Source organism: Clostridioides sp. LIBA-7678 (genome assembly GCF_056716065.1).
In genome coordinates this window covers 3,392,181-3,417,641 of sequence record NZ_CP196987.1, presented here as the reverse complement: position 1 = coordinate 3,417,641, position 25,461 = coordinate 3,392,181, and the positions used below count along the sequence as shown (strand labels likewise).

Here is a 25,461-nt window from a genome sequence, read left to right as displayed (position 1 = left end):
TCTTTTTTTATCAATAATTAGAGGATTTTGTGTAAAAAAGAGCTTAAATAATACAGACAAAGTAATTAAATTTAAAATTTCATAGAGATATACATAATTAAATTCTGTAGGTGGAAGGTGAAGGTTATGGAGGTTATTGAACTTGATATAAATGGCAGAGTGAGAGAGGTAGCCATAGAAAATAAGTGGACTTTACTTTATGTCTTAAGAGAAAAATTAAATCTAACTGGAAGTAAATGTGGATGTAGTACAGGTGATTGTGGAGCTTGTAAAATAATTTTGGATGGAGAAGCAGTGAATTCATGTCTGATTTTAGCAAAAAACGCAGTGGGTAAAAAAATCATGACAATTGAAGGTTTATCAGATGGAATCAATATACATTCAATCCAACAGGCCTTTATTGATTGTGGAGCTGTACAATGTGGATATTGTACTCCAGGTATGATAATGTCAGCAAAAGCTTTGTTGGATAAAAATCCAAATCCTTCTGAAATGGATATTAGAAAGTCCATAGATAATAATCTTTGTAGATGTACAGGATATGTAAAAATTGTCGAGGCTATACTTTTATCAGCAAAAAGAATGGGAGGTGTAGCATGTGAGTAGTGAACTGAATGTTATAGGTGAAAGAGTTCCAATAAGGGATGCTATGCTTAAAGCTACTGGTCAACTTAAATACACTGCAGACATGAAAATCCCCAATATGCTATATGCTAAGGTATTATTTAGCCCTGTGGCACATGCAAAGATTAAGAGAATAGACACATCAAAAGCAGAAAAATTAGAAGGAGTAAAAGCTATAGCTACATATAAAAATTCACCAAGAATAGCTTTTAACAGTGCAATGAGGTTTTATGAACATGAATTGCCTGAAGTTGAATACATTTTTGATGACATTGTTCGTTTTGTGGGGGATAAAGTTGCAGCTGTTGCAGCCGAAGATTTAAAAATAGCTGAAAAAGCACTGAAACTTATTGAAGTCGAGTATGAAGAATTGCCTTCAGTATTCGACCCAGAAGAAGCAATAAAAGAAAATGCGTATCCAATACATAAAGATGGTAATAAACTTACAGAAAATGTGCAGGAATGTGGAAATGTAGAAGAAGCTATGAAAAAAGCTGATTACATCTTTGAAGATAAATATAAACTTCCAGCTATACATCATGGAGCTATAGAAACTCATGTTGCTATTGCAGACTATGATTATAGTGGAAAACTTACAGTCTATAGTCCTAATCAAAATACTTTTGCTTTTAGAGTAATATTATCTAAAATATTTGAATTGCCAATGAATAAAGTAAGATTGGTAAGCCCAGCTATTGGTGGCGCTTTTGGAGGAAAATTGGAAATTACTATTGAGCCAATAGTAGCTTTACTGGCAAAGTTATCAGGCAGACCAGTAAAACTAGAGCTTAATAGGAGAGAAACTATGGCTTCAACAAGAACTAGACATGGTGCAGTTGTATATCTAAAAACAGGTGCTATGAAAGATGGGCAAATTATAGCGCAAGATATGAAAGTTATTACAAATACAGGAGCATACACATCAAGTGCTCTAAATGTAATAGGAGCTATGAGTCATAAAGTATTTAAATCATATAAGATTGAAAATATGAGATATACTGGGATACCAGTGTATACGAATACTCCAATTGCAGGAGCTATGAGAGGATATGGTTCTCCACAAGCTTTCTTTGCTCAACAATCACAACTAAATAAGATTGCAAAGAAACTCAACATGGATATTTTAGATTTACAACTTAAGAACTTAGTTGAGCCTGATGGAATAGACCAGAGATTTAAAAGTCCTCATGGAAATCCAAGACCAATAGACTGTATAAAGAAAGGAATGGAAATGTTTGAATGGAAAAAACAGATTAAACAGCAAAATGGTTCAAGTGGGAGATTCTTAATCGGCATAGGTATGGCAGTTGGTTCACATGGAAATGGATGCTTTGGGGCACATAGAGACATGACAGCTTTGATGCTTAAGATGAATGAAGATGGTTCAGCTGTATTATATACAGGTACTCATGATATGGGAAATGCATCTGTAAGTGTTCAAGTGCAGATTATATCTGAAATACTTGGAATAAGCCAAGAAAAAATAGAGTGTATACAAGCAGATACAGAAGCATCACCATGGAATCTAGGTGACTATGCAAGTAGAGGAGTATTCGTATCTGGAAATGCAGCTTTAAAAGTTGCTAACTCAGTAAAAAAACAACTTTTAAAAGAAGCATCACAACTTCTAGAAGAGGATGAAGAATGGATAGAATTAAAAAATGACAGAGTTTATTCTATTAAAAATACTGATAAAAATGCTACATTGTGTGATGTCATGATACATGCACAAAAAGTAAATTTAAGGGAAATTATTGGAGTTGAGACATTTTCTTCAGACACTGGTGCAAGTTCATATGGTGCACATTTTGCTAAAGTTGAAGTTGATACAAAATTAGGAGATGTAAAGGTACTTGAATATGTAGCAGTACATGATGTAGGAAAAGCACTAAATCCAATGTCTATAGAAGGTCAGATTGAAGGGGCAATTCAGATGGGAATAGGATATGCTTTGACGGAGGAACTTGAATTTGATGATAGAGGAAGAATAAAGACTAATTCATTTCGCTCATACCATATGATAAAAGCAAGTGAAATGTCTAAGGTAAAAGTAGGCATGATAGAATGTGGAGAACCTGGTGGTCCGTTTGGAGCTAAGAGTATAGGAGAATGTTCAGTAGTACCTTCAGCACCAGCAGTGTCAAATGCTGTGGCTAATGCACTAAAGTGTGACTTTTATAGTTTGCCATTAAAGAAAAATACTTTATTAGAAAATATAAGTATTTAATCTTGTCTTATAAAAAATAAGAAACCATTTAAGATGTTTTAGAGATTGTAGTAAGGCACTTTTTTCTAGCTGTAAATATAAATTATGTGAATGTAAAGGGTGTGGTGGTTGTGGATTTAAGATTTAGAGATAAGGTTGTTGTGATAACAGGAGCGGGTCAAGGATTAGGGGCAGGTTTTGCTTTAGATTTTGGTATAGAAGGGGCAATTGTAGTTTTGATTGGAAGAACTAAAAGTAAGTTGGATAATATTGCAGACAAAATCATCAAATCTGGTGGTAGAGCATTCGTTTCAGTTTGTGATGTAAGTAAATCCAAAGAAGTAGATAATTGCTTTAAGAACTTAATAGAAAAGTTTGGGACTGTAGATATCTTGATTAATAATGTTGCAATTCATAAATCATGTCCAGTAATTGATACTACTGCTGAAGAGTGGAATTCTCAAATAAATACAAATTTGAATGGAACTTTCTATTGTACGAAAGCTGTTCTAAAAGCAATGATAGATAAAAGATATGGAAAAATAATAAACATTAGTTCCACAGCAGCAAAGCACTTTTTTCCAGGGTTTGGTGCATATTCAGCTTCTAAAGGAGGTGTGGTAAGTTTTACTCAAACTTTATCTGAAGAAGTAAAAGAATATGGAATTAATGTAAATGCAATATATCTAGGAATGACAAATACAGAATATACAAGAAAACGATTTGACTCTGATGATGCAGTTACAATACCACTTGAAGAAATGTTGCAAGTAGAAGAAGTATCAAAGGTCGTAACTTTTTTAGCATCTGATGAAGCTAGTCCAATAATGGGAGCTGCGATTGATGTCTGTGGAAAAAAAGCATAAATAAAATATATTGAGAGGTATGAAAATGATAAGTTTAAATAAAAAGGCGATGGTAGTAGTAAGAGAAATATTGGAAGATGCAGAATCATTAGGGTGTGAAGTCATCAAGACAGATTGTGGAGCAACCATAATTGATATGGGTTTAAATTGTAGTGGAAGTTGGAAAGCAGGTGTTTTATTTACTAGAGTTTCTATAGGTGATTTGGGGATAGTAACATTGGGAGATTTTAAACTAAATGAAGAATACTCTTTTTCATCTGTTGAAGTATTCATAGATAAGCCTTTAATTGCATGTATGGGTTCACAGATTGCTGGATGGAAACTCGGTGAAGGAGAGTTTGCGACTATAGGGTCAGGTCCAGCAAGGGCTTTAGCAAGAGTTAAATCAGATTGGTATTTTGAAATGACTCCATATAAAGATGATTATCATGAGGCAGTCTTGTGCATTCAAGATATAAAATATCCTGATGAAAAAACTATTTTAGAAGTTGCAAATGCTTGTAAAGTAAAACCAGAAGACACATATATATTGATTTCACCTAGTACGTGTATTGTAGCATCAATGCAAGTATCAGCAAGAATCATTGAGCAAGTATGCCATAAAATGTTTGAAAAAAACTTTGATGCAGGTCAAATTGTACTTGCAAGAGGAAAAGCACCAATAGCACCAATAGTAAAAGACGAAATTAAGACTATGGGAAGAATCAATGATGCATTAATTTATGGTAGTGAAACTGAGTTTTGGGTAGATTCAACTGACACTGATATTGCAAAAACTATACATCAATTGGCGGGGAAAACATCATCTCCAAATTATGGAGAATTATTTGAGGATGTATTTGAAAAAGCAGGAAGAGATTTTTTCTATGTAGACCATGATGTACATTCGATTGGCAAAATACAGATACACAATATAAATACTGGAAAATCATTTTCATCAGGAGAGATAAATTATTCAGCTCTTGAAAGAAGTTTCTTAAAATAAATGATTTAAATTCTATTAATTTAGGGGGAGACAAAATGGTGTTAGATAAAACAAGATTAGAAAAATTATACCGTGATATGGTTATGATTCGAAGATTTGAAGAAGTAATAGAAGAGTATGCTGCAAATGGTACCATACCAGGATTTGTTCATTTAAGTATAGGTCAGGAGGCTTGTCAAGCAGGTATAGTAGATGCACTTAGAAAAACAGATTATAAATTTCCAGACCATAGAGGACATGGGACTATAGCACTTTGTGGAACCGACCCAAAACTTGTAATGGCTGAAATATTTGCTAAAGCTACAGGTATAAATGGTGGCAGAGGTGGTTCAATGCATATAAATGATATTGAATGTAGAAATATGGGATTCAATGGAATACAAGGTTCTACTATGGTAACTTGCTTAGGCACAGCTTTTGCATCTGTATATAAAGAAACTGACGATGTAACAGCAGTATTTTTAGGAGATGGTACTTTAGGAGAAGGTACTTGTCATGAAAGTCTTAATATGTCAGCTACATGGAAACTACCAATAATATACTGTTTGCTTAATAATCAGTATGCTATATCTACACACTATACAGATTCTCATCCTCAAAAAGAACTAAAAATATGGGGGGAAGGATACGAGATTCCAAGTTATAGAGTGGATGGGAATGATGTAGAAGCAGTAATTGAGATAGTAGAAAAAGCAGCAGATAGAGCAAGAAAAGGTGAAGGTCCAACATTAATAGAGTTTCTTACTTATCGTTGGCAAGGTCATTTTGCAGGAGACCCAGCAGCATATAGACCTGAAGAGGAAGTTAAGTATTGGAAAGACAGAGACCCAATAAAACTAACTAGAAAAGTACTTATTGAGAGAGAAGGTATGTCAGAAGATGTACTTAAAGATATTGAAGAAGAAATAGAGGCTGATGTTCAAGAAATGCTAAGATTCTCATTGGAGAGTCCATCACCAGATATTAAAGATGCAGTTACACACACATATGTTGATAGAGAGGTGGAAATAAGATAATGGGAAGAAAACTTTCGTATGGAATGGCAATAAATGAAGCACTTCATCAAGCCATGGAAAATGATGATAGAGTTTTTATATTAGGTGAAGATGTTGCTAAGATGGGTGGAGATTTTGGAATTACTAAAGGAATAATGGCTAAATGGCCAAATAGAATCAAGGATACAGCTTTATCAGAGTCAGCTATATTAGGATTATCAAACGGAGCAGCTCTTTGTGGATTAAGACCTGTACCTGAGATAATGTTTGCAGATTTTTTAGGTGTTTGTTTTGACCAACTTGTAAATAATGCAGCAAAACTTAACTTTATGTTTCAAGGGAAAGCTCATTGTCCAATTACTGTTCGTGCAGTGCAGGGAGCTGGTATACGTTGTGCATATCATCACTCAGTTTGTGCAGAATCATGGTTTATGAATACTCCTGGACTTGTAGTGGTTTCACCAACAACACCTTATGAAGCTAAGGGAATGTTATTATCAGCTATAAAGAACGATAATCCAGTATTGTTTTTGGAACATAAAATGCTATATAACGTTAAGGGTGAAGTACCAGTTGAACCATATGAGATACCTTTATATGAAGCTGAGATTGAGAGAGTTGGCAGTGATGTTACAATAGTGGCTACACAAATGATGTTAGGTCTAGCACATAAAGCAGCAAATGAACTTCAAAAAGAAGGAATTAGTGTAGAGATAATCGACCTTAGAACTGTTTTTCCTTATGACAAAAAAACTATAGTAGAATCAGTAGCAAAAACTAGCAGATTAGTTATTGCTCAAGAAGGACCAAGAGTAGGAGGATGGGCAGCTGAAATATCTGCAATGATAAATGAAGATGTATTTGAGTATCTAAGTGCACCAATAAAAAGAGTTACATCAATTGATGCTCCAGTGGCATATGCACCAGTTTTAGAGGATTTTGTTTTGCCAAAACTAGAAAACCTAATTAAAGCCTGTAGAGAAGTTATGCAATATTAATCAAGGGGGGATAAGTCATGATTACAGAGGTTAAAATGCCAAAGTTTGGTCTTTCTATGGAAGATGGGACAATTGGTACATGGTTGATTGAAGAAGGTACCATTGTAAATAAAGGCGATGAACTTTTAGAAATTGAAACTGATAAGATAACTAATACAGTTGAAGCAACAGAAGATGGAGTACTAAGAAAGATACTGTTTGAAGAGGGAGAAGTTGTAAATTGTGGAGAAATAATCTGTATAATTGCAGATGCAAATGAAGATATTAGTGGACTTAATCCAACAGTTAAAACAAATATAGAGAAAGAAGAAGATACTCCAAGCTTAGAGCAGATAATAGAGGTAAAAAATTTGGAGATAGAAAAGAGAATAACTCCAAGAGCTAAAAAAATAGCTGAAGAAAAAGGCATTGACTATTCAAACATAGAAGGTACAGGAATACATGGAGCAATAACAATTGATGATTTGAAAAACTTCATGAATAAAAATCTAGAAGAAAAGGTAATTGAAACTAATCAAAGTGAAGTAGTTGAAAAAGGAGTACGGCAAGATGCTACATCTATTCCTCAAATTAAGAGCGCTAAGACAACTATAAGGGAAAATGATGTGGTAACTAAAATGACTCAAATGCAAAATATAATAGCAAAAAAAATGCACGAAAGTTTGTTGACAACAGCTCAAACTACGATTGCTACTGAACTAGAAATTACAAATCTAACTAAAGTATATAAAAGTTTAAAAGAAAAATATAAAAATGCAGGTATTAAACTGAGTTATACAGCTCTTATAATAAAAGCTGTAGCTCAAGCTCTTGAAAATCATCCTAAACTTAGAACACAAGTGTTTGATGAAAATCATTTTAAAATAAATGATGAGATTAATGTAGGTGTGGCTGTAGACATTCCAAATGGATTAGTAGTACCTGTAATAAAGAATGCAAACTTGAAAGACTTAAGAACAATATGTATAGAACTAAGTGATTTAAGTGAAAAGGCTAAAAATAATCAATTAAATCAAGATGAGATGAGTAATGGAACTATTACTATAACCAATTTAGGTATGTTTGGAATAACATACTTTACTCCAGTATTAAATACACCAGAAAGTGCAATTTTAGGGATTGGAAGTATAATAGAAAAAGTTCTTGTTAAAGAGGGTGCATTTTATGCTGGTTCTGTAATGAATATGAGCTTGACCCATGACCATCGAGTGGTAGATGGAGCTCCTGGAGCACGCTTTCTTCAAGAAGTTACTCAAAATCTCTTAGATTTTAGATGGATGTAAAATAATATTATAAGCACCACAGTAATCGACAGATAGTTTGTTATGCGTTTCTCGAAAGATTTTTTCTCTCCAAACTATCTGTCAAAATTAAAGTATGGCAGAAAATTATATGGAGGTTACTGCATGAGAAAAGTAGATTTGATAATTAAAAACGCTTATCTAATTTCAATGAATACGGAGAGGGAAATATTAAAAGATGCTTGTATAATAATTGAAAAGAGCAAGATAATTGATATAGGAAAAGCTAATTTGTTAGAAAAATATATTTCAGAAAAAACTATAGATGCTAAAGGTAAAGTAGTTTTTCCTGGATTCATAAGTACTCATTCTCATCTATTTCAGACTTTATTAAAGGGATTAGGAAGAGATAAATTATTACTAGACTGGCTTGATAGTTCAGTTAGAAGAGCTATCCATAAGATAGATGATGAATGTTGCTATTATGCAGCATTAACAGGGTGTATAGAAGCAATTAAGACAGGTACAACTACTATACTTGATTATATGTATTGTCATGGAAAAGAAGGTCTTGATGATAGCATAATACGAGCATTTGAAGACTTAGGAATAAGAGGAATACTGGGAAGAGGATTTACAGATACAAGTAAATTTCCTGAGGAATTTGGTTGCACTTATCATGATACAGAGCAAAAATTCTTTGATGATGTCAGAAGATTAAATAAAAAATATAAAAACCATTCAAGAATTGGTATGGCATTGGCACCTGGAATTATATGGGACAACACTGAAGATGGCTATAAAGAGATAAGAAAGATAGCTGATGAGCTTAATATACCAATAACAATGCATTTACTTGAAACTGAAGATGATGATAAATATTGTTTAGACGATAGAGGTATGAAAACTGTACCATATCTTGAAAAAATGGGGATTTTAGGCCCTGATTTTATTGCAGTTCATTGTATACATATGTCAGATGAAGACATAGAGTTATTTAAAAAATATGATGTCAAAATATCTCACAATCCTGTATCTAATATGGTTCTAGCAGCAGGAGTTGCACCAATTCCAAGGTTTATAGAAGAGGGATTAACTATAAGTCTGGCATGCGATGGTTCGGCTAGTAATGATACTCAAAATATTCTAGAAGTAATGAAGATGACTACATTATTACAAAAGGTTACTCATAGAGATGCAAAACTCTTACCTTCATCAAGTGTACTTGAAATGGCAACCTTAGGGGGAGCAAAATCTATAAATAAATTAGATTCACTAGGTTCAATAGAGGTAGGAAAAAATGCCGATATTGTAATTTATAACCCATATAAAAGTTCAATTTCTATACCAATTCATGACCCGATTAGTTCACTAATATATTCCTCTACTCCAAATAATATAGAAACTTCTATTATAGATGGAAAAGTGGTTATGGAGAATAATCAGATAACTACTATAGATGAAGAAAAGGTACTATATAAAACTCAACAAATAGCAAGTAAATTAATAGCTGATATTGGTCTAGGTAATGTACAGTGGGGAAAAAGAATTTATGGATTGTAAAACAATTAAGAGAGGATGGTAAGAGTATGAATAATCTTGAATTTTTCAGTATACCAAGAGGTAATTTAAAAATAGATGTATTAAATAGAAATGAAAAGATATTAAGTACAATAAAATCAAATTCTAAAGAAGATGTATGTATACCAGATGTTATAGAGTATTATACGGAATTATTTTTTCCTCAGGTAAGTGAAAAAAGACCATATACATTTTCTTCTATGGTTTTATCTTCTGATGGAAAGATGGCATATGAAGATAATAAGGCAGGCCCCTTGATTGGGAAAAATAATTTTATAGACCCAGATGGTGCTCTAGCAGATTTTTGGGTTTTAAATGTATTAAGAGCATGTTCAGATGCTGTGATTATTGGAGCTAGAACTTTACAAAATGAACCAGGAATAACATGTCATGTATTTGACGAAAGTCTGACACAACAAAGAAAAGATTGTTTAAATAAAAAATATCAACCATGTGGGGTAGTAGTTTCTTTTGATGCTACAGATATTCCATTTAATCACTATACATTTAATGTTGATAAAAGCCAAGAATATAAAATGGTTATAGCTACATCTCCAAACGGCTGGGAGTATATAAAAGAAAACTCTCCTCTAAAACATGTGTGTATAGGAAGTTTTAGTTCAATTGAGGATGTTGATGATTGTACATTTGAAGAATTATATAAAGATTTTGATGTTTTTCCTGTGATTATAACTGGAAAAGATAGTACGCCAGATTCTGAGGTGTTGCTTTATGTACTTAAAAATTTAGGTATAGAAAAAGTGTGTGTAGAATCTCCTTCATATTGCACACATTTGATAGAAAATAAGTTATTGGATGAATATTTCATAAATTATTCGATGGTATTTGTAGGTGGAAGAATGACTCCAGGTTGTACAATAGCTTATAGCCATTTAGAGCATCCACATTCAGAATTATTGACAATAGGAATTCATAGAAATAATTTTATTTTTACACGTCAAAAACTTCATTATGATATTAAAAATCAAATAGATTTAACAGGATATAAATATTGATAACAAAATTTTGGACATAGTGAATTAATATTTATGATTTAAAAGGAGGAATAGTGAAGATGAACACTGATTTAATTGTAATTGGTGGTGGACCAGGAGGATATGTTGCGGCAATTAGAGGAACTCAACTTGGATTAAATGTTGTAATTATAGAAAAAAATGAACTTGGAGGTACTTGCTTAAATACAGGTTGTATCCCCACAAAGACATTATTTAAGGATGCACAAGTTTTAAATTATTTTAATCATGCTGAAGAATATGGTATAAAAGTTGACAAATATGAACTAGACTTAGAAAAAGTACAATCAAGGAAGAAAAAGGTGGTAAAAACTTTAACCAGTGGCGTAAAAGGACTTTTAAAGGCTAATAAAGTAGTAATAGAAAAAGGTGAAGCAAAACTAATAAGTAGAGATTCTGTAGAAGTCAAATTGGAGGATGGGTCTAAGAAAATAATTAAAGGTAGAAATATTTTAATTGCATCTGGTTCAAAATCTTCTAAGCCACCAATAAAAGGAGCTAATTTAGAAGGTGTAATAACAAGTAAAGAAGCCCTAAAAATGAATAATTTGCCTAAGAAAATTGTAATCGTTGGAGGTGGAGTTATAGGAATTGAGTTTGCAGGAATCTTAAATGAATTTGGTTCAGATGTGACTATTGTTGAGTTTTTGGATACTATAATTCCTATGGTTGATAAAGAGGTATCCTCTAGATTAAGTAAATTACTGAATAAAAGAGGAATTAAAATAATAATTTCATCAAAAGTAGAAGAAATATATAAGAATGGTGAAGGATTAGTTGCAGAGATAAGTAAGAATGGAGAAAAAACAAAAATAGCCTGTGACAATATACTTATATCAACAGGAAGGGAACTTGATGTAGATGGGTTAAACCTAGAAGGTATAGGCATAAGATATGATAAAAAAGGAATAAAAGTTGATGAAAATTATTGTACTTCTGTACCAGGAATATATGCAATTGGAGATGTGATTGGAGGAGTGATGCTTGCACATGTTGCATCTGAAGAGGGGAAAGTTGCTGTTGAACGAATGGTAGGAGAGAAAACGAGTGTAGATTATAATTTAGTGCCAAATTCAATTTTTACTTTTCCAGAGGTGTCTACAGTTGGATTATCTGAAGAAGAAGTTAAGGATAAAAATTTAGATTATGTTGTCAGTAAATTTCAGTTTTCTGGAAATGGGAAGGCGCTTACAATGAATGATTCAGAAGGCATGGTTAAGATAATTGCTTCAAAGGATAAAACTACAATATATGGCGTTCATATTATAGGACCTAATGCTAGCGATTTAATACATGAGGCTGTGGTTGCAATGAAAGCTATGTTGACAGTTGAAGAAGTTGCAAGTATTATGCATGGACATCCAACTTTATCAGAAGCTTTTTTAGAAGCATCCATGGGAATATTAGATAAATCAATACACATGCCACCTATGAGAAAATGATGTTGTAATAAATAAATGTAAGAATAAGAAGTGGTTATATATAGGTAAATTAAGTTGAAAATAGTTGTATAGAAAAAATAGTCAAATATTAAAGAAGGAAGTATATAATATGAAATTAAAAGTATTTGAAAAGCCTTTGTTTGTTGAAGAACTAACTTTCAGGGTAAATATCAACTTAATAGAAAAATACTTACAATTAGATTATGAAATTTGGGTTAAGGGTTTAGAATTATTAGAGGGATTTGCTGGTTCTGAGATATGGATTAGTGAAAGTAATCCAGGAGAAATAACATCAATAGTATATTGGACTGATTATAAGTATTATAAAAATATTGATAAAAATTGGCTCTATGCTAGAAAGAAAAAAATGTCTGAACTGATGGGTGAGGGAAATTTAGAGTTTATAAGGGCAGAACACGAAATCAATAAAAGGTACAAACTTGGAGAGTACAAAGAATAAGATTGAGTGCCACTAAAAACTATACATAGATAATATTGTGGTCAAAATAAATATCGTTCAAGTTAGCTGATATGATGGGAGCTACAACGATTGTTACTATTAGAGCTATGAATAGAGATGTTACAGATAAAGAATTAGAGTCTGCTACAATGGGAAATGTATTAACATATATAATAGTATCTATATTTAGTTCAATACCAACTATACCTTCATGCATAATAGGAGGTGTTACTTTAGCCGATGGATTTATAATAGGTTCTCCTAGAATTTATTTGTTGATATATAATTTAAATAACCCCTTTTAATGTTTATTAGATAGCCTATCATAAATATTAAAAGGGGTTATTTGGTATATAAAAATTATTTGTAATAAAGTAAGATATATTAATAAATATGATAGAATATATATTATAAATTAAATTTTAGAAATATAAGGGGGGAACTTTGAGTTCTTATAGATTTCTTATATTATAAGAACCAATACTTTATGCGGGATTTATTAAATGTAACACTTATAGCAATACTTGTTTTGATAAATGCTTTTTTTGTAGCTTGTGAATTTGCTATGGTAAAGCTTCGTAGTTCTAGGATAGATACTATGATAGCTGAAGGCAATGATAATGCAATAAGATGTAAAACAATAAAAGACAATTTAAACTCCTATCTTTCAGCATGTCAACTTGGAATAACACTCTGTTCACTTGCATTAGGTTGGATGGGAGAATCTACAGTTAAAGAGTTAATTTTACCAATAATAAGTATCTTTAATCTTAGTGAAAGTATTATATATACCATATCAATTTCTATTTCATTTTTAATTATAACAATGGTAGAAGTTGTAATAGGAGAATTGGTTCCTAAAGCTTTAGCACTTTATAATACGGAAAAAATAATGTTAAGGACATCTTTTTTATTAATAGGATTTTACAAGTTAACATATCCAGTAATATATTTTTTCAACCTAAGTACTGATTTATTCCTTAAACCATTTGGATATTCACAAGCTGATGAGGTTGATGAGCCACATACAGGTGATGAAATAAGGTTATTAGTGGAAGAAAGTTATAGAAGTGGTCTTATAGATGAATCAGAACAAAGATTTGTTGATAATATTTTTGAATTTGAGGAAAAGAAAATTAGAGAAATAATGGTACCTAGAACTGATATGGTATGTATATATGAAAATGACTCAGAAGAAAAGATATTATCTACTTTAAAAGAAGAAGGTGTCACAAGATATCCAGTATGTAGAAAAAATAAAGATGATATATTAGGCTTTGTACATATAAGAGATTTATATAATCAAAAGATAAATGAAAATCAAATTGAACTGAAACAAATATTGAGAGATATTATATACATATCTGAAAACTTAACTATAGATAAGGCTCTTGAGAGAATAAGAAAAGAGAAGCTTCAACTTGCTATAGTAGTTGATGAATATGGTGGTACATCTGGAGTGGTTACAATAGAGGATATACTAGAAGAGATAGTTGGAGAAATTCAAGATGAATTTGATAAAGAAGAGACTCATATTAAGAAAATAGGAGCAGGTTCTTATTTGGTTGATGGAACTGAGTCGATTAACTATATTAACAAGTATTTTGGGCTTGATATAGAACATGATGGGTTTGACAGTATAGGTGGATGGATATCCTATATGCTAGGTTCAAATATTAAAGTAAATCAAAGTGTGACTTTTGAAAACTATAATTTTACAATATTAGAATTGGATAAATTGAGGGTTGTAAAATTAATCATAAAAAGTGTAATATAATTATATCAAAAAATATTGGAGGAATTGTATGCAAAAAGTAGAAGGAATTATTTTTGATATGGATGGAGTTTTGTTTGATTCAGAGAGAATATCTCTTGAATTTTGGATAGAGACATTTGAAAAGTATGGATATACTATGACTAAAGAAATATACACATCAGTTATGGGAAGAAATCGTAAGGGTATAATAGAAGGTCTTACAAATATATACGATAGTTCTGTTCCAATAATAGATTTGTACGATGAAAAAACTAAAAACATGATTGAATTTATGGATAGAGAAGGAGCACCTATTAAATTAGGAGTTAATGAATTAATCTCATTCTTAAAGGAAAGTGGATATAAAATGGCTGTTGCAACATCTACAAAAAGAGAAAGAGCAGTAAAGAGGTTAGCCAAAGCAAATTTAAAAGAGTACTTTGATGCTATAGTATGTGGGGATGATGTTGTAAACTCTAAGCCAAATCCAGAGATATTCTTAAAAGCAGCAAAAAAAATAAATATAGAACCACAAAATTGTATTGTTATAGAGGATTCCCCTATGGGTGTGGAAGCTGCATATAATGGTGGTATAAGATGTATAAATGTACCAGATTTAAAAGAACCAGACGAACAGATTAAAGCACAATCACATAAGATACTTGAAAACTTACTAGAGGTTAAAGAATACCTAAAAAGTTTGAATTCTAAAACATGTAATAATCTATAATATAAAATATTAGATTAAATAAATTAAATATAATTTCTTCGATTTAGAATAAATCCATGAATATGAGAAAAAATAATTATAAACAATTAGGAGGAATATTCATGGATAATGCAGGTTCTCTATTATATTTTTTATTTAATTTTTTCTTGTATGGTTTTATAGGTTGGATAATTGAAAACTTATACAGTTATTATACACAAGGACATTTTCAAGAGGATGGATTTTTAAATGGCCCATTTAAACCAATGTATGCAATTGCAATGTCGATTATAATAGAAGTCTCAAGATTTATTGACCCAAATAATATATTTGCATTGCTTTTATTATGTTTAGTGGTACCAACAACAGTAGAATACATTACAGGTATACTTATGAAAATATATTTTAATAAGGTATATTGGGATTATTCTGATTACAAGTACAATAGTAGAGGAATAGTATGTTTAAAGTTTTCTATGTACTGGACTATACTGACTTTTATTGGGGTAAGATATTTTCAAGTATATATAATTGACAATTTGTATCGACTTATAATGCCTTATTGGCCAATTCTTGCAACTGTACTATTGGTAGCACTGTTTGTAGATGAAATTTTTACTATAAAACTATTGAGAGGAAATAGAGATATAGTGGAAAGGTAACTTTAAAAGTATAGGTTAAACTTAGATTGTAGTAGAAAGAAAGCTATGTTAAAATGATGAAATCATTTAAAATTAGCTTTCTTTTTTATTTGATGAATTTATTTGAGAATATTATAATAGGTTATAAAGTTTTCTATTTCAATCAAAATAAAATATAGAAAATAGGGAGTGATTTATAATGAGTAAAGTAAGATTTGGCATTATTGGGACAAGTAATATAGCAAAAACATTTCTAAGAGCTGCTTTTAGGATTAAAGAATTTGAATTGGTTGCTGTATATTCAAGGGATTTAGAAAAAGCTAAGGAATTTGGAGAGCCATATGGAGCAAGCATTTTTTTTGATGATTTAGAAAAAATGGCTAAATCAAGTGATATAGATGCTATATATATAGCTTCTCCAAATGCTATACATTCAAAACAAGCTCTTACTTGTTTAAAATACAAAAAACATGTACTTTGTGAGAAATCATTAGCATCTAATTTAAAAGAAGTAAAAATGATGATAGAAACAGCTAGAGACAATAATGTACTTCTTATGGAAGCTATGAGAATTACATGTGTTCCAAACTTTAAGGCAGTTAAAGAAAACTTATATAAAATAGGAAAGATAAGAAGATACTTTGGAAGTTATTGTCAATATTCTTCAAGATATGATAAGTATAAGAATGGAATTATAGAAAATGCTTTTAAAAAAGAGTTATCGAATGGTGCATTGATGGACATAGGAGTGTATTGTATACATCCAATGGTAAATCTATTTGGAGCTCCAAAATCAGTAAAGGCAACTTCTCATATACTTCAAACTGGAGTTGATGGAGAAGGCTCAGCTATATTTAAATACGATGATATGGATGCAATAATTCAGTATTCAAAAATAGCTGATTCTTATATACCATCTGAGATACAAGGAGAAGAGGGAAGTATAATAATTGAAAAACTGAATCTATTTGAAAAAGCTATTATAAAGTATAGAGATGGAAGAGAAGAAGATATATCTATTTTAAAAGAAAAAGAAGAGGAAAAACCTAGAGAAATAGAAGGTATGTACTATGAACTTGTTGAGTTTATAAGTCTTATAAATAACAATAAAATAGAGTCTAAAATAAACTCTTATGAAAACTCAATAATTGTAATGGAACTTATGGATGAGATAAGAAGACAATGTAATATTGTTTATCCAGCTGATAGTATGTAATTTATATTGTAAAGTATTGATAATATATAAAAAAGTGTGAGGAGATGTATATGTATAATATAAAGTGGGCTATATTGGGACCTGGGACTATTGCTTCAGAGTTTACACAAGCTATGAATGAGTTAAATTGTAGTATGTATGCAGTTGCTTCAAGAAGTATCGAAAGAGCTGAGAATTTTGCAAACAAGTTTGGGATAGAAAAAGTGTATGATGATTATGATAAAATGTTAAAGAATGAGGATATAGATGTAGTGTATATATCTACTCCACATTGTAACCATTATGAATATATAATGAAAAGTTTAGAAAATGGAAAACATGTTTTTTGTGAAAAAGCTATAACAGTAAATGGAAGCCAACTAAGAGAGATTGTAACCTTAGCTAACGAAAAAAATTTGATAGTGGCAGAGGCAATGACTATTTATTACATGCCTTTATATAAAAAATTAAAAAACATAGTAGAGTCTGGAAGTTTGGGAAAAATTAAAATGATACAAGTATCTTTTGGAAGTTGTAAAGAGTACGATGTTAATAATCGATTTTTTAGTCAAGATTTAGCTGGAGGGGCATTACTTGATATTGGTACATATGCACTTTCATTTACTAGATACTTTATGTCAACTCAACCAAATGAGATTTTAACAACTGTTAAAAACTTTGAAACGGGTGTAGATGAACAATCTGGAATAATTTTAAAAAATTCTAATGATGAGATGGCTGTAATATCATTAACTATGAGGGCGAAGATGCCTAAAAAAGGTGTTGTTGCAGGTGAATTAGGATTTATAACTGTAGAAAATTTCCCAAGAGCATCGAAAGCAACAATAACTTATACAGATGATGGAAGAGTTGAAAATATAGAATGTGGATATACAGAAAAAGCTTTAAAATATGAAATTGAATATATTAATAATTGTATCTTGAATAAAATAAAAGCTGATACTATAGAATTGTCTGTAGATGTTATGAACTTAATGGATGAGATAAGAAAACAATGGGGATTAAGGTATACTTTTGAGTAAATTTAATTTTAGATTAAGTTAAAATGTATACATAGTTAAGTATTAAAATGTCAAATTATAAGTATAAAAAAGTACTAAGAGGAAACTCTCTCTTAGTACTTTTTTTCTGTTTTTTTTACAATTTTGTAACAGTATCAAAAAAAGTTTTGGCGATTTTATTACAATTTTGTAGTTGAATATATACATCAAAACTAATATGATTAATAATAACATAAATTTGAATATTTTTAGAGGAGAGAAAATATGAGAAAATTGATATACTTTATTACTCCGTTTATAATAGGCGTAGTATTTTTATTTGGGCTAGACAAATTTCTTGATTCTAAAACTGATGAACTTTTGAGGGAGAAAAATCTACTTCCAATTATGGATGATACTTTAAGTGATATAAAGGACAAAGGTGTTACAGCAAATAATCATTTTTTAAGAGAAAAGGATATTATGATTTTGGGGTCATCAGAACTTGGTAATTCAACAAAACAACATCCGAAGTACTATTTTAATACGGATAGGAGCAAAAACAAGGTGTTTGCAATTGGGAGAGCCTATACTCAGACATTACAAGATGCTGCAATATTAGGAAGTATGAATCCTAATATTGATAATAAGAAAGTTGTCTTGTTAGTTTCTATGCAATGGTTTATGGAGAAAGATGGGGTAACAAGCCATCATTATCAATCTAGATTTTCACCAATACAATTTTATAGATTTTTAGATAATCCAAAGATATCTAAAGAAAACAAGATTGAATATGCAAAAAAATCAAGCAAACTATTGTGGGGAAGTGACGAGTATAAAGCAGAAGCACTATATGCAAAGCTATATGAACCTAAGACCTTGTCAGAAAAAGCTGAGAAGGTGATTTTAGAGCCTTATTTTCAAGGAAGAAAGTATTGTATAGCTCTTAAAGAAAAAGGGATACTTTATAAAAAATTAATTAGGCTAGATGAAAGAAGAAAAGGAAAAAGAAAAGGGTCAATAAATTGGTCACATGAGAGAAAGAAAGCTATTGAAGATGCTAAAAAAAGAGTTGGTAAAAATCCATTAAATATTGATAAATATTATTATCAAATGCATTTTAAGGATGGTATAGAACAATTTAAAGGAAGAGACAAAGACGTAGACTTGTTAACTTCTAAAGAGTTTGACAGTTATAAACTTATGCTAAATGTCTGTACTGACTTAGATATTAAGCCAGTTGTTGTACTAATCCCAAGTATGGGTAAATTCTATGATTTGACTGGTATATCTGAAAAAGAAAGAGACCAATACTATGATAAAGCACAAAAGATAGCAGAAAGTAAGGGTTTTGAAGTTCTAAATCTTAAAGATAAAGGGTCAGATAAATATTATTTAAGAGATGTAATGCATCTTGGTACGAAAGGATGGGTAGATGTCTGTGAGAGATTATTTAAAATATTTAAAGAGCAATAAAGAATTGGTAACTAGTATTTGTTTAACTATGGTTATAATATTGGCGATAGGAGTACTAACATTTACTCCATTTAAAGAATTGCCATTTATTTATAACGGATTTTAAAGGAGCATTTTTATATGAAAATTATTGAAGGAATAAAAAAATATTCAAATACAGATAGAATAGCACTAATGTGTAATGGAAATAAACTTTCTTATAAAGATTTAAATCAATATTCAGATGCTATATCAGTTTTTCTAAAAGATGTATACAAAGAAGAAGATACTCCAATAGTGATTTATGGAAATAAAGAAAATATGATAATGGCGTGTATGATAGGAGCTTTAAAATCAGGTAGAGCATATGTACCTCTTGACATTAGTTTTCCAATAGATAGAGTTTTTGAAGTTACTAAAGAGATAAAACCAAAGGTATTATTTAATTTTAGTGATGAAAAAGATTTTGGAGATATCAATGTAATTGATATGAACAAGCTAAATGACATAATAAATGAATATCAAGGAAAATCATTACATAAAGAAAACTGGGTAAAAGATGATGAAAATGCATATATACTATTTACTTCAGGAAGTACAGGAAAGCCAAAAGGGGTTCAAATAAGTTCAAACAATTTAGATAGCTTTTCGGATTGGATAAGTCCATATCTAAATATAGATGGAAGTGAAAAAGTAATAATGAATCAAGCAGCGTATTCTTTTGACCTTTCAGTTACAACTATATATCCTGGTCTTATTCATGGAGCGACATTATTTTCAATATCAAAAGATGTATTAGCAGATTATAAAGAGCTATTTAGACAGTTTAGCATGTCAGATATAGCTGTATGGGTGTCAACTCCTTCTTTTGCAGGTGTATGTATAACAGAAAAAGAATTTAATAGTAAAATGCTTCCTAAACTTGAGTCAATGATATTCATAGGAGAAGCACTTTCAAAAAATCTTACTAAGGAGCTTATGAGTAGGTTCCCAAATACAAGAGTCATCAATGGATATGGACCAACTGAAGCTACTGTTGGTGTAAGTGTAAATGATATGACTAAAGAAGCCATAGATGATGAAAAAAGTCTTCCAGTTGGATATCCTATGTCAAACTGTAAAATAAAAATACTTGGTGAAGATGGAAATGAGCTTGAAGAAAATGAAAAAGGTGAGATTATAATAATTGGACCATCAGTTTCTAAAGGTTACTTTAATAATAAAGAAAAAACTGACGAAGTATTCTTCTATGATGAAATAGATGGTGTAAAATGGAGAGCTTATAAAACTGGAGATATGGGATATCTTCTAGATGGAAATATATACTATTGTGGGAGAAAAGATTTTCAAATAAAATTAAATGGATTTAGAATTGAAATAGAAGATATAGAGAATAACTTAAGAAAAGTACATAATGTAAAAAATGCAGTAGTTTTACCAATATATAAGGATGAGAAAATTGCTTACTTAAAAGGTATTGTTGAGTTAAATGAAAAGAATGATTTAAGTAACATTAAAAATGGGATGATAATAAAAAAGGAATTGGGAAAATATATACCTTCATATATGATTCCAAGAAATATTTCAATAATCTCTAAGTTTCCAACAAATATCAATGGTAAAATAGACAGAAAGAAACTTATGGAGGAAATTTAATGATTTTTTCACAGTATGGAGATTATTTTTATCTTTATATATTATTATTAACATCAATACCAGCAGTGATTTTAGGTCTAATGGGTAAGAATATAAAGTATTATGGTATGTTGGCAAGTTTATTTATGATATTCTTAATTGTAGGGATGGATGTCCAACTAAAATACCTAGTAATATTTATTATTCTTGAAGTTATAATAGTTAAAGGATATGAATATGTAAGAAGAAAAACTAAAAATAAATACATATATTGGGGATTCTTGTTTGCATCAATGCTCCCAATAATAATAAATAAAATATCTCCAGTTACTTCTTTTGGGATAATTGGATTTATTGGAATATCATACTTAAATTTCAGAACTATACAAATGGTTATTGAAATTTATGATGGAGCTATAAAAGAAGTTAAAATTTCAAAGATGCTTTATTTTATGCTATTTTTTCCAACATTAAGTTCTGGCCCTATTGATAGGTCAAGACGTTTTGAGCAAGATTTGGAAAAACAAATATCTAGAAAAGAGTATCTAGAAGAATACTTACTGCCTGGAATAAAAAATATTGTTATGGGTATAGGTTATAAGTTTGTTATAGCATTTTTGATAAATACATATTGGGTATCAAGAATACCTAAAGATATGAGTTTTATAAGTATTTTAAGTTACATGTATGCATACAGTTTATACTTATTCTTCGATTTTGCAGGGTATAGTTTGTTTGCTATAGGTGCAGGATACATATTTGGAATACAAGTACCAATAAACTTTGATAAGCCATTTATAAGTAAAGATATGAAGGAATTCTGGACAAGATGGCATATAAGTCTTTCAAGATGGTTTGGAGATTATATTTTTTCAAGATTTGTTATGTCATCAATGAGAAAGAAAAGATTTAAGAAAAGAACTACTGCTGCTCATGTAGCTCAGATGATAACCATGATAACGATGGGCTTTTGGCATGGATTAACATGGTATTATGTTGCTTATGGAGTATATCAAGGGCTGGCACTTGTTTTGACTGATATATATCAGAGAAAATCTAAGTTTTATAAAAAACATAAAAAAGAGAAATGGTTCGAGAGAGTTCAAATTTTCATTACATTCCACATTGTATGTTTTGGATTACTGATATTCTCAGGTTATTTAGCTTAATTTTAAGGAGGCAGATTTATGCAAGAAACAGTTATAGAAATATTTGAAGATGTATTAGGGACTGATGAGATAAGAGAAGATTTAGACCTTAACTTATTTGAGACAGAGCTTTTAGACTCATTAGCTATAATTGAAGTTTTACTTGAAATTGAAAATAGACTAGGAATAGAACTTCAACCAACTGATTTAGAGAGAAAAGATATGTCTACTGTAAATAATTTAGTAAAATTCTTGGAAACAAGAAAATAAATTAATAATTAAGTTTTAACTATTAATTTATAAAATAAAGTTTTATAAAGTCCATCTGATATTAATATTTGATGGACTTTTTTTATTATAATATACATTATTTTAAATTGAGCTTTAATTGAGTGAAAATGTTTATCATGGAATAATAATTTTGTAAAGGTAGGTATTATTGTAATATTATAGGAGCAAAATATACATATTTAGGAGGAAAAGTGATGTCTTTAAATTCAATAGATAGAAAAAAAGAAATACTTAAATTATTAGATTCAAAAGGTAAAGTAAATACAAAAGAGTTAGTAAAAAAATTAGAGGTATCATCAGAAACAATAAGAAGGTATTTAGAAGAGTTAGAAAATGAAAATAAATTGAAAAAGGTTTATGGTGGTGCTATAAAAATAAATTATGGGGTGATTGAACCAGCACATATAAAGAGAAATAGTACTAATTTGGATAAAAAACAGAGTATTGCTAAATATGCATCTAAATTTGTGAATGATAATGAATCAATTGTCATAGATGAAGGTACTACTAATTTACAAATTGTGGATTATATAGTATCTGTAAAAAATTTAAAGGTTATTACAAATTCTTATCCTGTACTATCAAAGTTGATTTCCTATGAAAGTCAAGGTTTATTTGATGGGGAGGTTATATTTATTGGGGGAAAAGTAAATTTAAAGCATCAAAGAACAGCATGTCCAATGTCAATAGATACTATGAGAAATTTATATGTGGATAAAGCCTTTATATCTAGCGAAGGTATACTTGATAGCTTTGGAATTAGCAGTATAGACCAAAATAAAGCATTATTATCAAGAGAATATATAAAAAATTCAAAAGAGAGTTTTATATTGTGTGATAGTTCCAAAATTGGAATTGTCAGTATGTATAAGATAGCAGATTTAGAAGAATTGGATTTTGTGATTTGTGATACAGAACCTCCAAATGAATGGAGAGATAAATTAAATGAAATAAACATAACATGGATAGAAGCAAAATAAATACAATAAAATTATAAAATGTAACTAGCTCATAGATTTATATGAAAAAGGAAATTTCAACTTATAATTTGGAGTTTTGTGAAGTTTTTATATAGAATAGTAAAAACAAGTATAACCAAGTAAAAACAACTAAAAACATAAATTTAATATACATTTAACCTGAATATGATGTATAATTAACATGTAAAAGTTATACTTTAAAAGTAAAAACAATTAAAAACACAAAAATTCTAAAAGAATCTATGGAGGCTATAAATATGAAAAAGATATATGGAGAAAAAATAAAGGTAGTAGTATTTGATTGGGCTGGAACAACAGTTGATTATGGATGTTTTGCACCTCTTAATGTATTTATAGAGATATTTAAAAGAAGAGGTATAGATGTAACAATGGAAGAAGCAAGAAAACCTATGGGAAAATTAAAGATAGACCATATAAGAGAAATGTGTGAAATGGATAGAATAAAAAACCTTTGGTCAGAAAAATTTGGCAAAGCACCAACTGAAGAAGACGTAAATAAGCTTTATGCTGAATTTGAGCCAATGTTATTTGAAACATTAGAAGAATATACAACTCCAATTCCTCATGTTGTTGAAACTGTTGAGAAACTAAGAAAGAATGGATTAAAAATAGGTTCTACAACAGGTTATACAAGAGAAATGATGAACATAGTCGAACCAAATGCAGCAAAAAAAGGATACTCACCAGATTTTCTTGTAACTCCATCAGAAGTATCTCAAGGAAGACCATATCCTTGGATGTGCTATAAAAATGCTGAAGCTCTAGGTGTATCTCCTATGAGTTCTATGGTAAAAGTGGGAGATACAATCAGTGATGTAAAAGAAGGCGTAAATGCAGGAATGTGGAGTGTTGCTGTAATAAAAGGTTCAAGTGAGTTAGGACTTACACAAGAAGAAGTGGATAACATGGATAAAGAAGAACTAAAAGCTAAGATGGATGCAGTTTCAAAGAAATTTAAAGAAGCAGGTGCACATTTTGTAATAGAGACTATGGCTCAATTAGAAGATGTCTTAGTAAAAATAGAAAATGAAACTATTAAGTCAGACTTTGTACCAGAAAATGATTACATATTGCTTACACCAGGACCACTATCTACTACTAAATCAGTAAGAGCATCTATGCTAAAAGACTGGTGTACTTGGGATGTTGAATATAATGATTTAGTGCAGGATGTTAGAAGAAGATTAGTGTCTCTAGGAACAAAAAATACAGATAAGTACACAAGTGTATTAATGCAAGGAAGTGGAACTTTCTCAGTAGAGGCTACAATAGGCAGTACTATCCCAGAAAATGGTAAACTTCTTGTAATTGCAAATGGGGCATACGGAAAGAGAATGAAAGATATATGTAATTATTTAAATATAGAATTTATTGATTGTACATTTAAAGATGTAGAGGCAGTTGATTTAAATGTAGTAGAAAATTTATTGAAGGAAAATAAAGATATAACACATATATCAATGGTTCACTGTGAAACTACTACAGGTAGATTAAATCCTATACAAGAAGTAGGAAAACTTGCAAAAGAATATAATAAAATTTATATAGTTGATGCTATGAGTAGTTTTGGAGGAATTGAGATTGATGTTGAAGACTTTAATATAGATTTTCTAGTTAGTAGTTCTAATAAATGTATACAAGGAGTACCTGGATTTGGTTTTATAATAGCTAACAAAGAAGAATTAGCTAAATGTAAAGGTATAGCTAAGTCATTGTCTCTTGATGTGTATGCACAATGGGATACTATGGAGAAGAATAATGGTAAATGGAGATTTACTTCACCTACACATGTTGTAAGAGCTTTTTATCAAGCATTATTGGAGTTAGAAGAAGAAGGTTCTGTTGAAAAAAGATATGCTAGATATAAAGAAAATCAGTTTACAATAGCATCAAGATTAAAATCTTTAGGTTTTGACACTTTGGTAAATGATGGTGCTCAATCACCTGTAATAACAACTTTTTTATATCCTAAAAATGCAAAATTTGAATTTATGGAATTTTATACGTATTTAAAAGAGAATGGATTTGTTATTTATCCAGGAAAATTGACTGATATAGACACGTTTAGAATAGGTAGTATAGGAGAAGTTTATCCAACTGATATGGAGAGATTGGCTGATGTAATCGAAAAATTCATCAATATGTAGAATAGGATTAATTGTAAATTATTGTAGAATTTAGAGAATAATATTTTAGA

At 30.2% G+C, this 25,461-nt stretch carries 23 protein-coding genes; all 23 read left to right on the top strand.

From position 1 onward, the window contains the following. The first annotated feature begins 126 nt into the window (after nt 1-126). Complete coding sequence (locus ACTG46_RS15895) at nt 127-606, top strand: (2Fe-2S)-binding protein (RefSeq protein ID WP_479923179.1); 480 nt, start codon at nt 127-129, stop codon at nt 604-606. Then, nucleotides 599-2,851 (top strand): xanthine dehydrogenase family protein molybdopterin-binding subunit, encoded by a 2,253-nt coding sequence (locus ACTG46_RS15890; protein ID WP_479923178.1) that lies wholly within the window; start codon nt 599-601, stop codon nt 2,849-2,851. The genes ACTG46_RS15895 and ACTG46_RS15890 overlap by 8 nt, the downstream gene beginning before the upstream one ends. Before the next feature lie 110 nt (nt 2,852-2,961). Then, the gene (locus ACTG46_RS15885; protein ID WP_479923177.1) at nt 2,962-3,696 is read left to right on the top strand and encodes an SDR family NAD(P)-dependent oxidoreductase; all 735 of its coding nucleotides are present in this window, start codon (nt 2,962-2,964) and stop codon (nt 3,694-3,696) included. 25 nt (nt 3,697-3,721) lie between these two features. Then, nucleotides 3,722-4,681, top strand: coding sequence for a methenyltetrahydromethanopterin cyclohydrolase (gene mch / locus ACTG46_RS15880; protein ID WP_219672864.1), 960 nt, complete (start codon nt 3,722-3,724; stop codon nt 4,679-4,681). 35 nt (nt 4,682-4,716) lie between these two features. Beyond that, a complete protein-coding gene (locus ACTG46_RS15875; protein WP_479923176.1) occupies nt 4,717-5,697 on the top strand; it encodes a thiamine pyrophosphate-dependent dehydrogenase E1 component subunit alpha in 981 nt (326 codons plus the stop codon). Beyond that, nucleotides 5,697-6,674 (top strand): alpha-ketoacid dehydrogenase subunit beta, encoded by a 978-nt coding sequence (locus tag ACTG46_RS15870; protein ID WP_054271445.1) that lies wholly within the window; start codon nt 5,697-5,699, stop codon nt 6,672-6,674. Before ACTG46_RS15875 ends, ACTG46_RS15870 begins: the two co-directional genes overlap by 1 nt. 17 nt (nt 6,675-6,691) lie before the next feature. Further along, complete coding sequence (locus ACTG46_RS15865) at nt 6,692-7,957, top strand: dihydrolipoamide acetyltransferase family protein (protein ID WP_074179775.1); 1,266 nt, start codon at nt 6,692-6,694, stop codon at nt 7,955-7,957. A gap of 123 nt (nt 7,958-8,080) precedes the next feature. Next, nucleotides 8,081-9,478, top strand: a complete 1,398-nt coding sequence (locus ACTG46_RS15860) for an amidohydrolase family protein (protein ID WP_074179774.1) — start codon at nt 8,081-8,083, stop codon at nt 9,476-9,478. A gap of 26 nt (nt 9,479-9,504) precedes the next feature. Next, complete coding sequence (locus ACTG46_RS15855) at nt 9,505-10,512, top strand: dihydrofolate reductase family protein (RefSeq protein ID WP_479923175.1); 1,008 nt, start codon at nt 9,505-9,507, stop codon at nt 10,510-10,512. 59 nt (nt 10,513-10,571) lie between these two features. Further along, nucleotides 10,572-11,972: a dihydrolipoyl dehydrogenase gene (gene lpdA, locus ACTG46_RS15850; RefSeq protein ID WP_479923174.1), complete on the top strand. Its 1,401-nt coding sequence runs from the start codon at nt 10,572-10,574 to the stop codon at nt 11,970-11,972. Nucleotides 11,973-12,081: 109 nt separating this feature from the next. Beyond that, the gene (locus ACTG46_RS15845; protein ID WP_284182320.1) at nt 12,082-12,432 is read left to right on the top strand and encodes a TIGR03792 family protein; all 351 of its coding nucleotides are present in this window, start codon (nt 12,082-12,084) and stop codon (nt 12,430-12,432) included. 71 nt (nt 12,433-12,503) lie between these two features. After that, complete coding sequence (locus ACTG46_RS15840; protein WP_479923173.1) at nt 12,504-12,737, top strand: hypothetical protein; 234 nt, start codon at nt 12,504-12,506, stop codon at nt 12,735-12,737. A 182-nt stretch (nt 12,738-12,919) separates the two neighbouring features. Next, nucleotides 12,920-14,209 carry a hemolysin family protein gene (locus ACTG46_RS15835; protein WP_074179771.1) on the top strand — a complete coding sequence of 430 codons (1,290 nt, stop codon included), beginning with the start codon at nt 12,920-12,922 and terminating at the stop codon, nt 14,207-14,209. Between the two features lie 28 nt (nt 14,210-14,237). After that, nucleotides 14,238-14,918, top strand: coding sequence for an HAD family hydrolase (locus tag ACTG46_RS15830; RefSeq protein ID WP_479923172.1), 681 nt, complete (start codon nt 14,238-14,240; stop codon nt 14,916-14,918). 101 nt (nt 14,919-15,019) lie between these two features. Beyond that, on the top strand, nt 15,020-15,559 hold the full coding sequence (locus ACTG46_RS15825) for a putative ABC transporter permease (protein ID WP_054271437.1): 540 nt from the start codon (nt 15,020-15,022) through the stop codon (nt 15,557-15,559). Between the two features lie 178 nt (nt 15,560-15,737). Beyond that, nucleotides 15,738-16,754, top strand: coding sequence for a Gfo/Idh/MocA family protein (locus ACTG46_RS15820; protein ID WP_479923171.1), 1,017 nt, complete (start codon nt 15,738-15,740; stop codon nt 16,752-16,754). Between the two features lie 50 nt (nt 16,755-16,804). Further along, nucleotides 16,805-17,776 (top strand): Gfo/Idh/MocA family protein, encoded by a 972-nt coding sequence (locus ACTG46_RS15815; RefSeq protein WP_479923170.1) that lies wholly within the window; start codon nt 16,805-16,807, stop codon nt 17,774-17,776. Between the two features lie 243 nt (nt 17,777-18,019). After that, nucleotides 18,020-19,210 (top strand): D-alanyl-lipoteichoic acid biosynthesis protein DltD, encoded by a 1,191-nt coding sequence (gene dltD, locus ACTG46_RS15810; protein ID WP_054277433.1) that lies wholly within the window; start codon nt 18,020-18,022, stop codon nt 19,208-19,210. A 120-nt stretch (nt 19,211-19,330) separates the two neighbouring features. Next, nucleotides 19,331-20,845 (top strand): D-alanine--poly(phosphoribitol) ligase, encoded by a 1,515-nt coding sequence (locus ACTG46_RS15805; RefSeq protein ID WP_407814684.1) that lies wholly within the window; start codon nt 19,331-19,333, stop codon nt 20,843-20,845. Next, nucleotides 20,845-21,993 carry a D-alanyl-lipoteichoic acid biosynthesis protein DltB gene (gene dltB / locus ACTG46_RS15800; RefSeq protein ID WP_479923169.1) on the top strand — a complete coding sequence of 383 codons (1,149 nt, stop codon included), beginning with the start codon at nt 20,845-20,847 and terminating at the stop codon, nt 21,991-21,993. The genes ACTG46_RS15805 and dltB overlap by 1 nt, the downstream gene beginning before the upstream one ends. 18 nt (nt 21,994-22,011) lie before the next feature. Next, complete coding sequence (dltC, locus tag ACTG46_RS15795; RefSeq protein ID WP_003422749.1) at nt 22,012-22,242, top strand: D-alanine--poly(phosphoribitol) ligase subunit DltC; 231 nt, start codon at nt 22,012-22,014, stop codon at nt 22,240-22,242. Nucleotides 22,243-22,457: 215 nt separating this feature from the next. Beyond that, the gene (locus ACTG46_RS15790) at nt 22,458-23,243 is read left to right on the top strand and encodes a DeoR/GlpR family DNA-binding transcription regulator (protein WP_054277430.1); all 786 of its coding nucleotides are present in this window, start codon (nt 22,458-22,460) and stop codon (nt 23,241-23,243) included. Between the two features lie 257 nt (nt 23,244-23,500). Next, on the top strand, nt 23,501-25,411 hold the full coding sequence (gene phnW, locus ACTG46_RS15785; RefSeq protein WP_479923168.1) for a 2-aminoethylphosphonate--pyruvate transaminase: 1,911 nt from the start codon (nt 23,501-23,503) through the stop codon (nt 25,409-25,411). The last annotated feature ends 50 nt before the right edge of the window (nt 25,412-25,461 follow it).

Bases quoted from the DNA above. Each gene is read 5' to 3' on its own strand.
- ACTG46_RS15895 (WP_479923179.1), top strand. From the start codon at position 127: ATGGAGGTTATTGAACTTGATATAAATGGCAGAGTGAGAGAGGTAGCC.
- mch (WP_219672864.1), top strand. From the start codon at position 3,722: ATGATAAGTTTAAATAAAAAGGCGATGGTAGTAGTAAGAGAAATATTG.
- ACTG46_RS15875 (WP_479923176.1), top strand. From the start codon at position 4,717: ATGGTGTTAGATAAAACAAGATTAGAAAAATTATACCGTGATATGGTT.
- ACTG46_RS15870 (WP_054271445.1), top strand. From the start codon at position 5,697: ATGGGAAGAAAACTTTCGTATGGAATGGCAATAAATGAAGCACTTCAT.
- ACTG46_RS15865 (WP_074179775.1), top strand. From the start codon at position 6,692: ATGATTACAGAGGTTAAAATGCCAAAGTTTGGTCTTTCTATGGAAGAT.
- ACTG46_RS15860 (WP_074179774.1), top strand. From the start codon at position 8,081: ATGAGAAAAGTAGATTTGATAATTAAAAACGCTTATCTAATTTCAATG.
- ACTG46_RS15855 (WP_479923175.1), top strand. From the start codon at position 9,505: ATGAATAATCTTGAATTTTTCAGTATACCAAGAGGTAATTTAAAAATA.
- lpdA (WP_479923174.1), top strand. From the start codon at position 10,572: ATGAACACTGATTTAATTGTAATTGGTGGTGGACCAGGAGGATATGTT.
- ACTG46_RS15845 (WP_284182320.1), top strand. From the start codon at position 12,082: ATGAAATTAAAAGTATTTGAAAAGCCTTTGTTTGTTGAAGAACTAACT.
- ACTG46_RS15840 (WP_479923173.1), top strand. From the start codon at position 12,504: ATGATGGGAGCTACAACGATTGTTACTATTAGAGCTATGAATAGAGAT.
- ACTG46_RS15835 (WP_074179771.1), top strand. From the start codon at position 12,920: ATGCGGGATTTATTAAATGTAACACTTATAGCAATACTTGTTTTGATA.
- ACTG46_RS15830 (WP_479923172.1), top strand. From the start codon at position 14,238: ATGCAAAAAGTAGAAGGAATTATTTTTGATATGGATGGAGTTTTGTTT.
- ACTG46_RS15825 (WP_054271437.1), top strand. From the start codon at position 15,020: ATGGATAATGCAGGTTCTCTATTATATTTTTTATTTAATTTTTTCTTG.
- ACTG46_RS15820 (WP_479923171.1), top strand. From the start codon at position 15,738: ATGAGTAAAGTAAGATTTGGCATTATTGGGACAAGTAATATAGCAAAA.
- ACTG46_RS15815 (WP_479923170.1), top strand. From the start codon at position 16,805: ATGTATAATATAAAGTGGGCTATATTGGGACCTGGGACTATTGCTTCA.
- dltD (WP_054277433.1), top strand. From the start codon at position 18,020: ATGAGAAAATTGATATACTTTATTACTCCGTTTATAATAGGCGTAGTA.
- ACTG46_RS15805 (WP_407814684.1), top strand. From the start codon at position 19,331: ATGAAAATTATTGAAGGAATAAAAAAATATTCAAATACAGATAGAATA.
- dltB (WP_479923169.1), top strand. From the start codon at position 20,845: ATGATTTTTTCACAGTATGGAGATTATTTTTATCTTTATATATTATTA.
- dltC (WP_003422749.1), top strand. From the start codon at position 22,012: ATGCAAGAAACAGTTATAGAAATATTTGAAGATGTATTAGGGACTGAT.
- ACTG46_RS15790 (WP_054277430.1), top strand. From the start codon at position 22,458: ATGTCTTTAAATTCAATAGATAGAAAAAAAGAAATACTTAAATTATTA.
- phnW (WP_479923168.1), top strand. From the start codon at position 23,501: ATGAAAAAGATATATGGAGAAAAAATAAAGGTAGTAGTATTTGATTGG.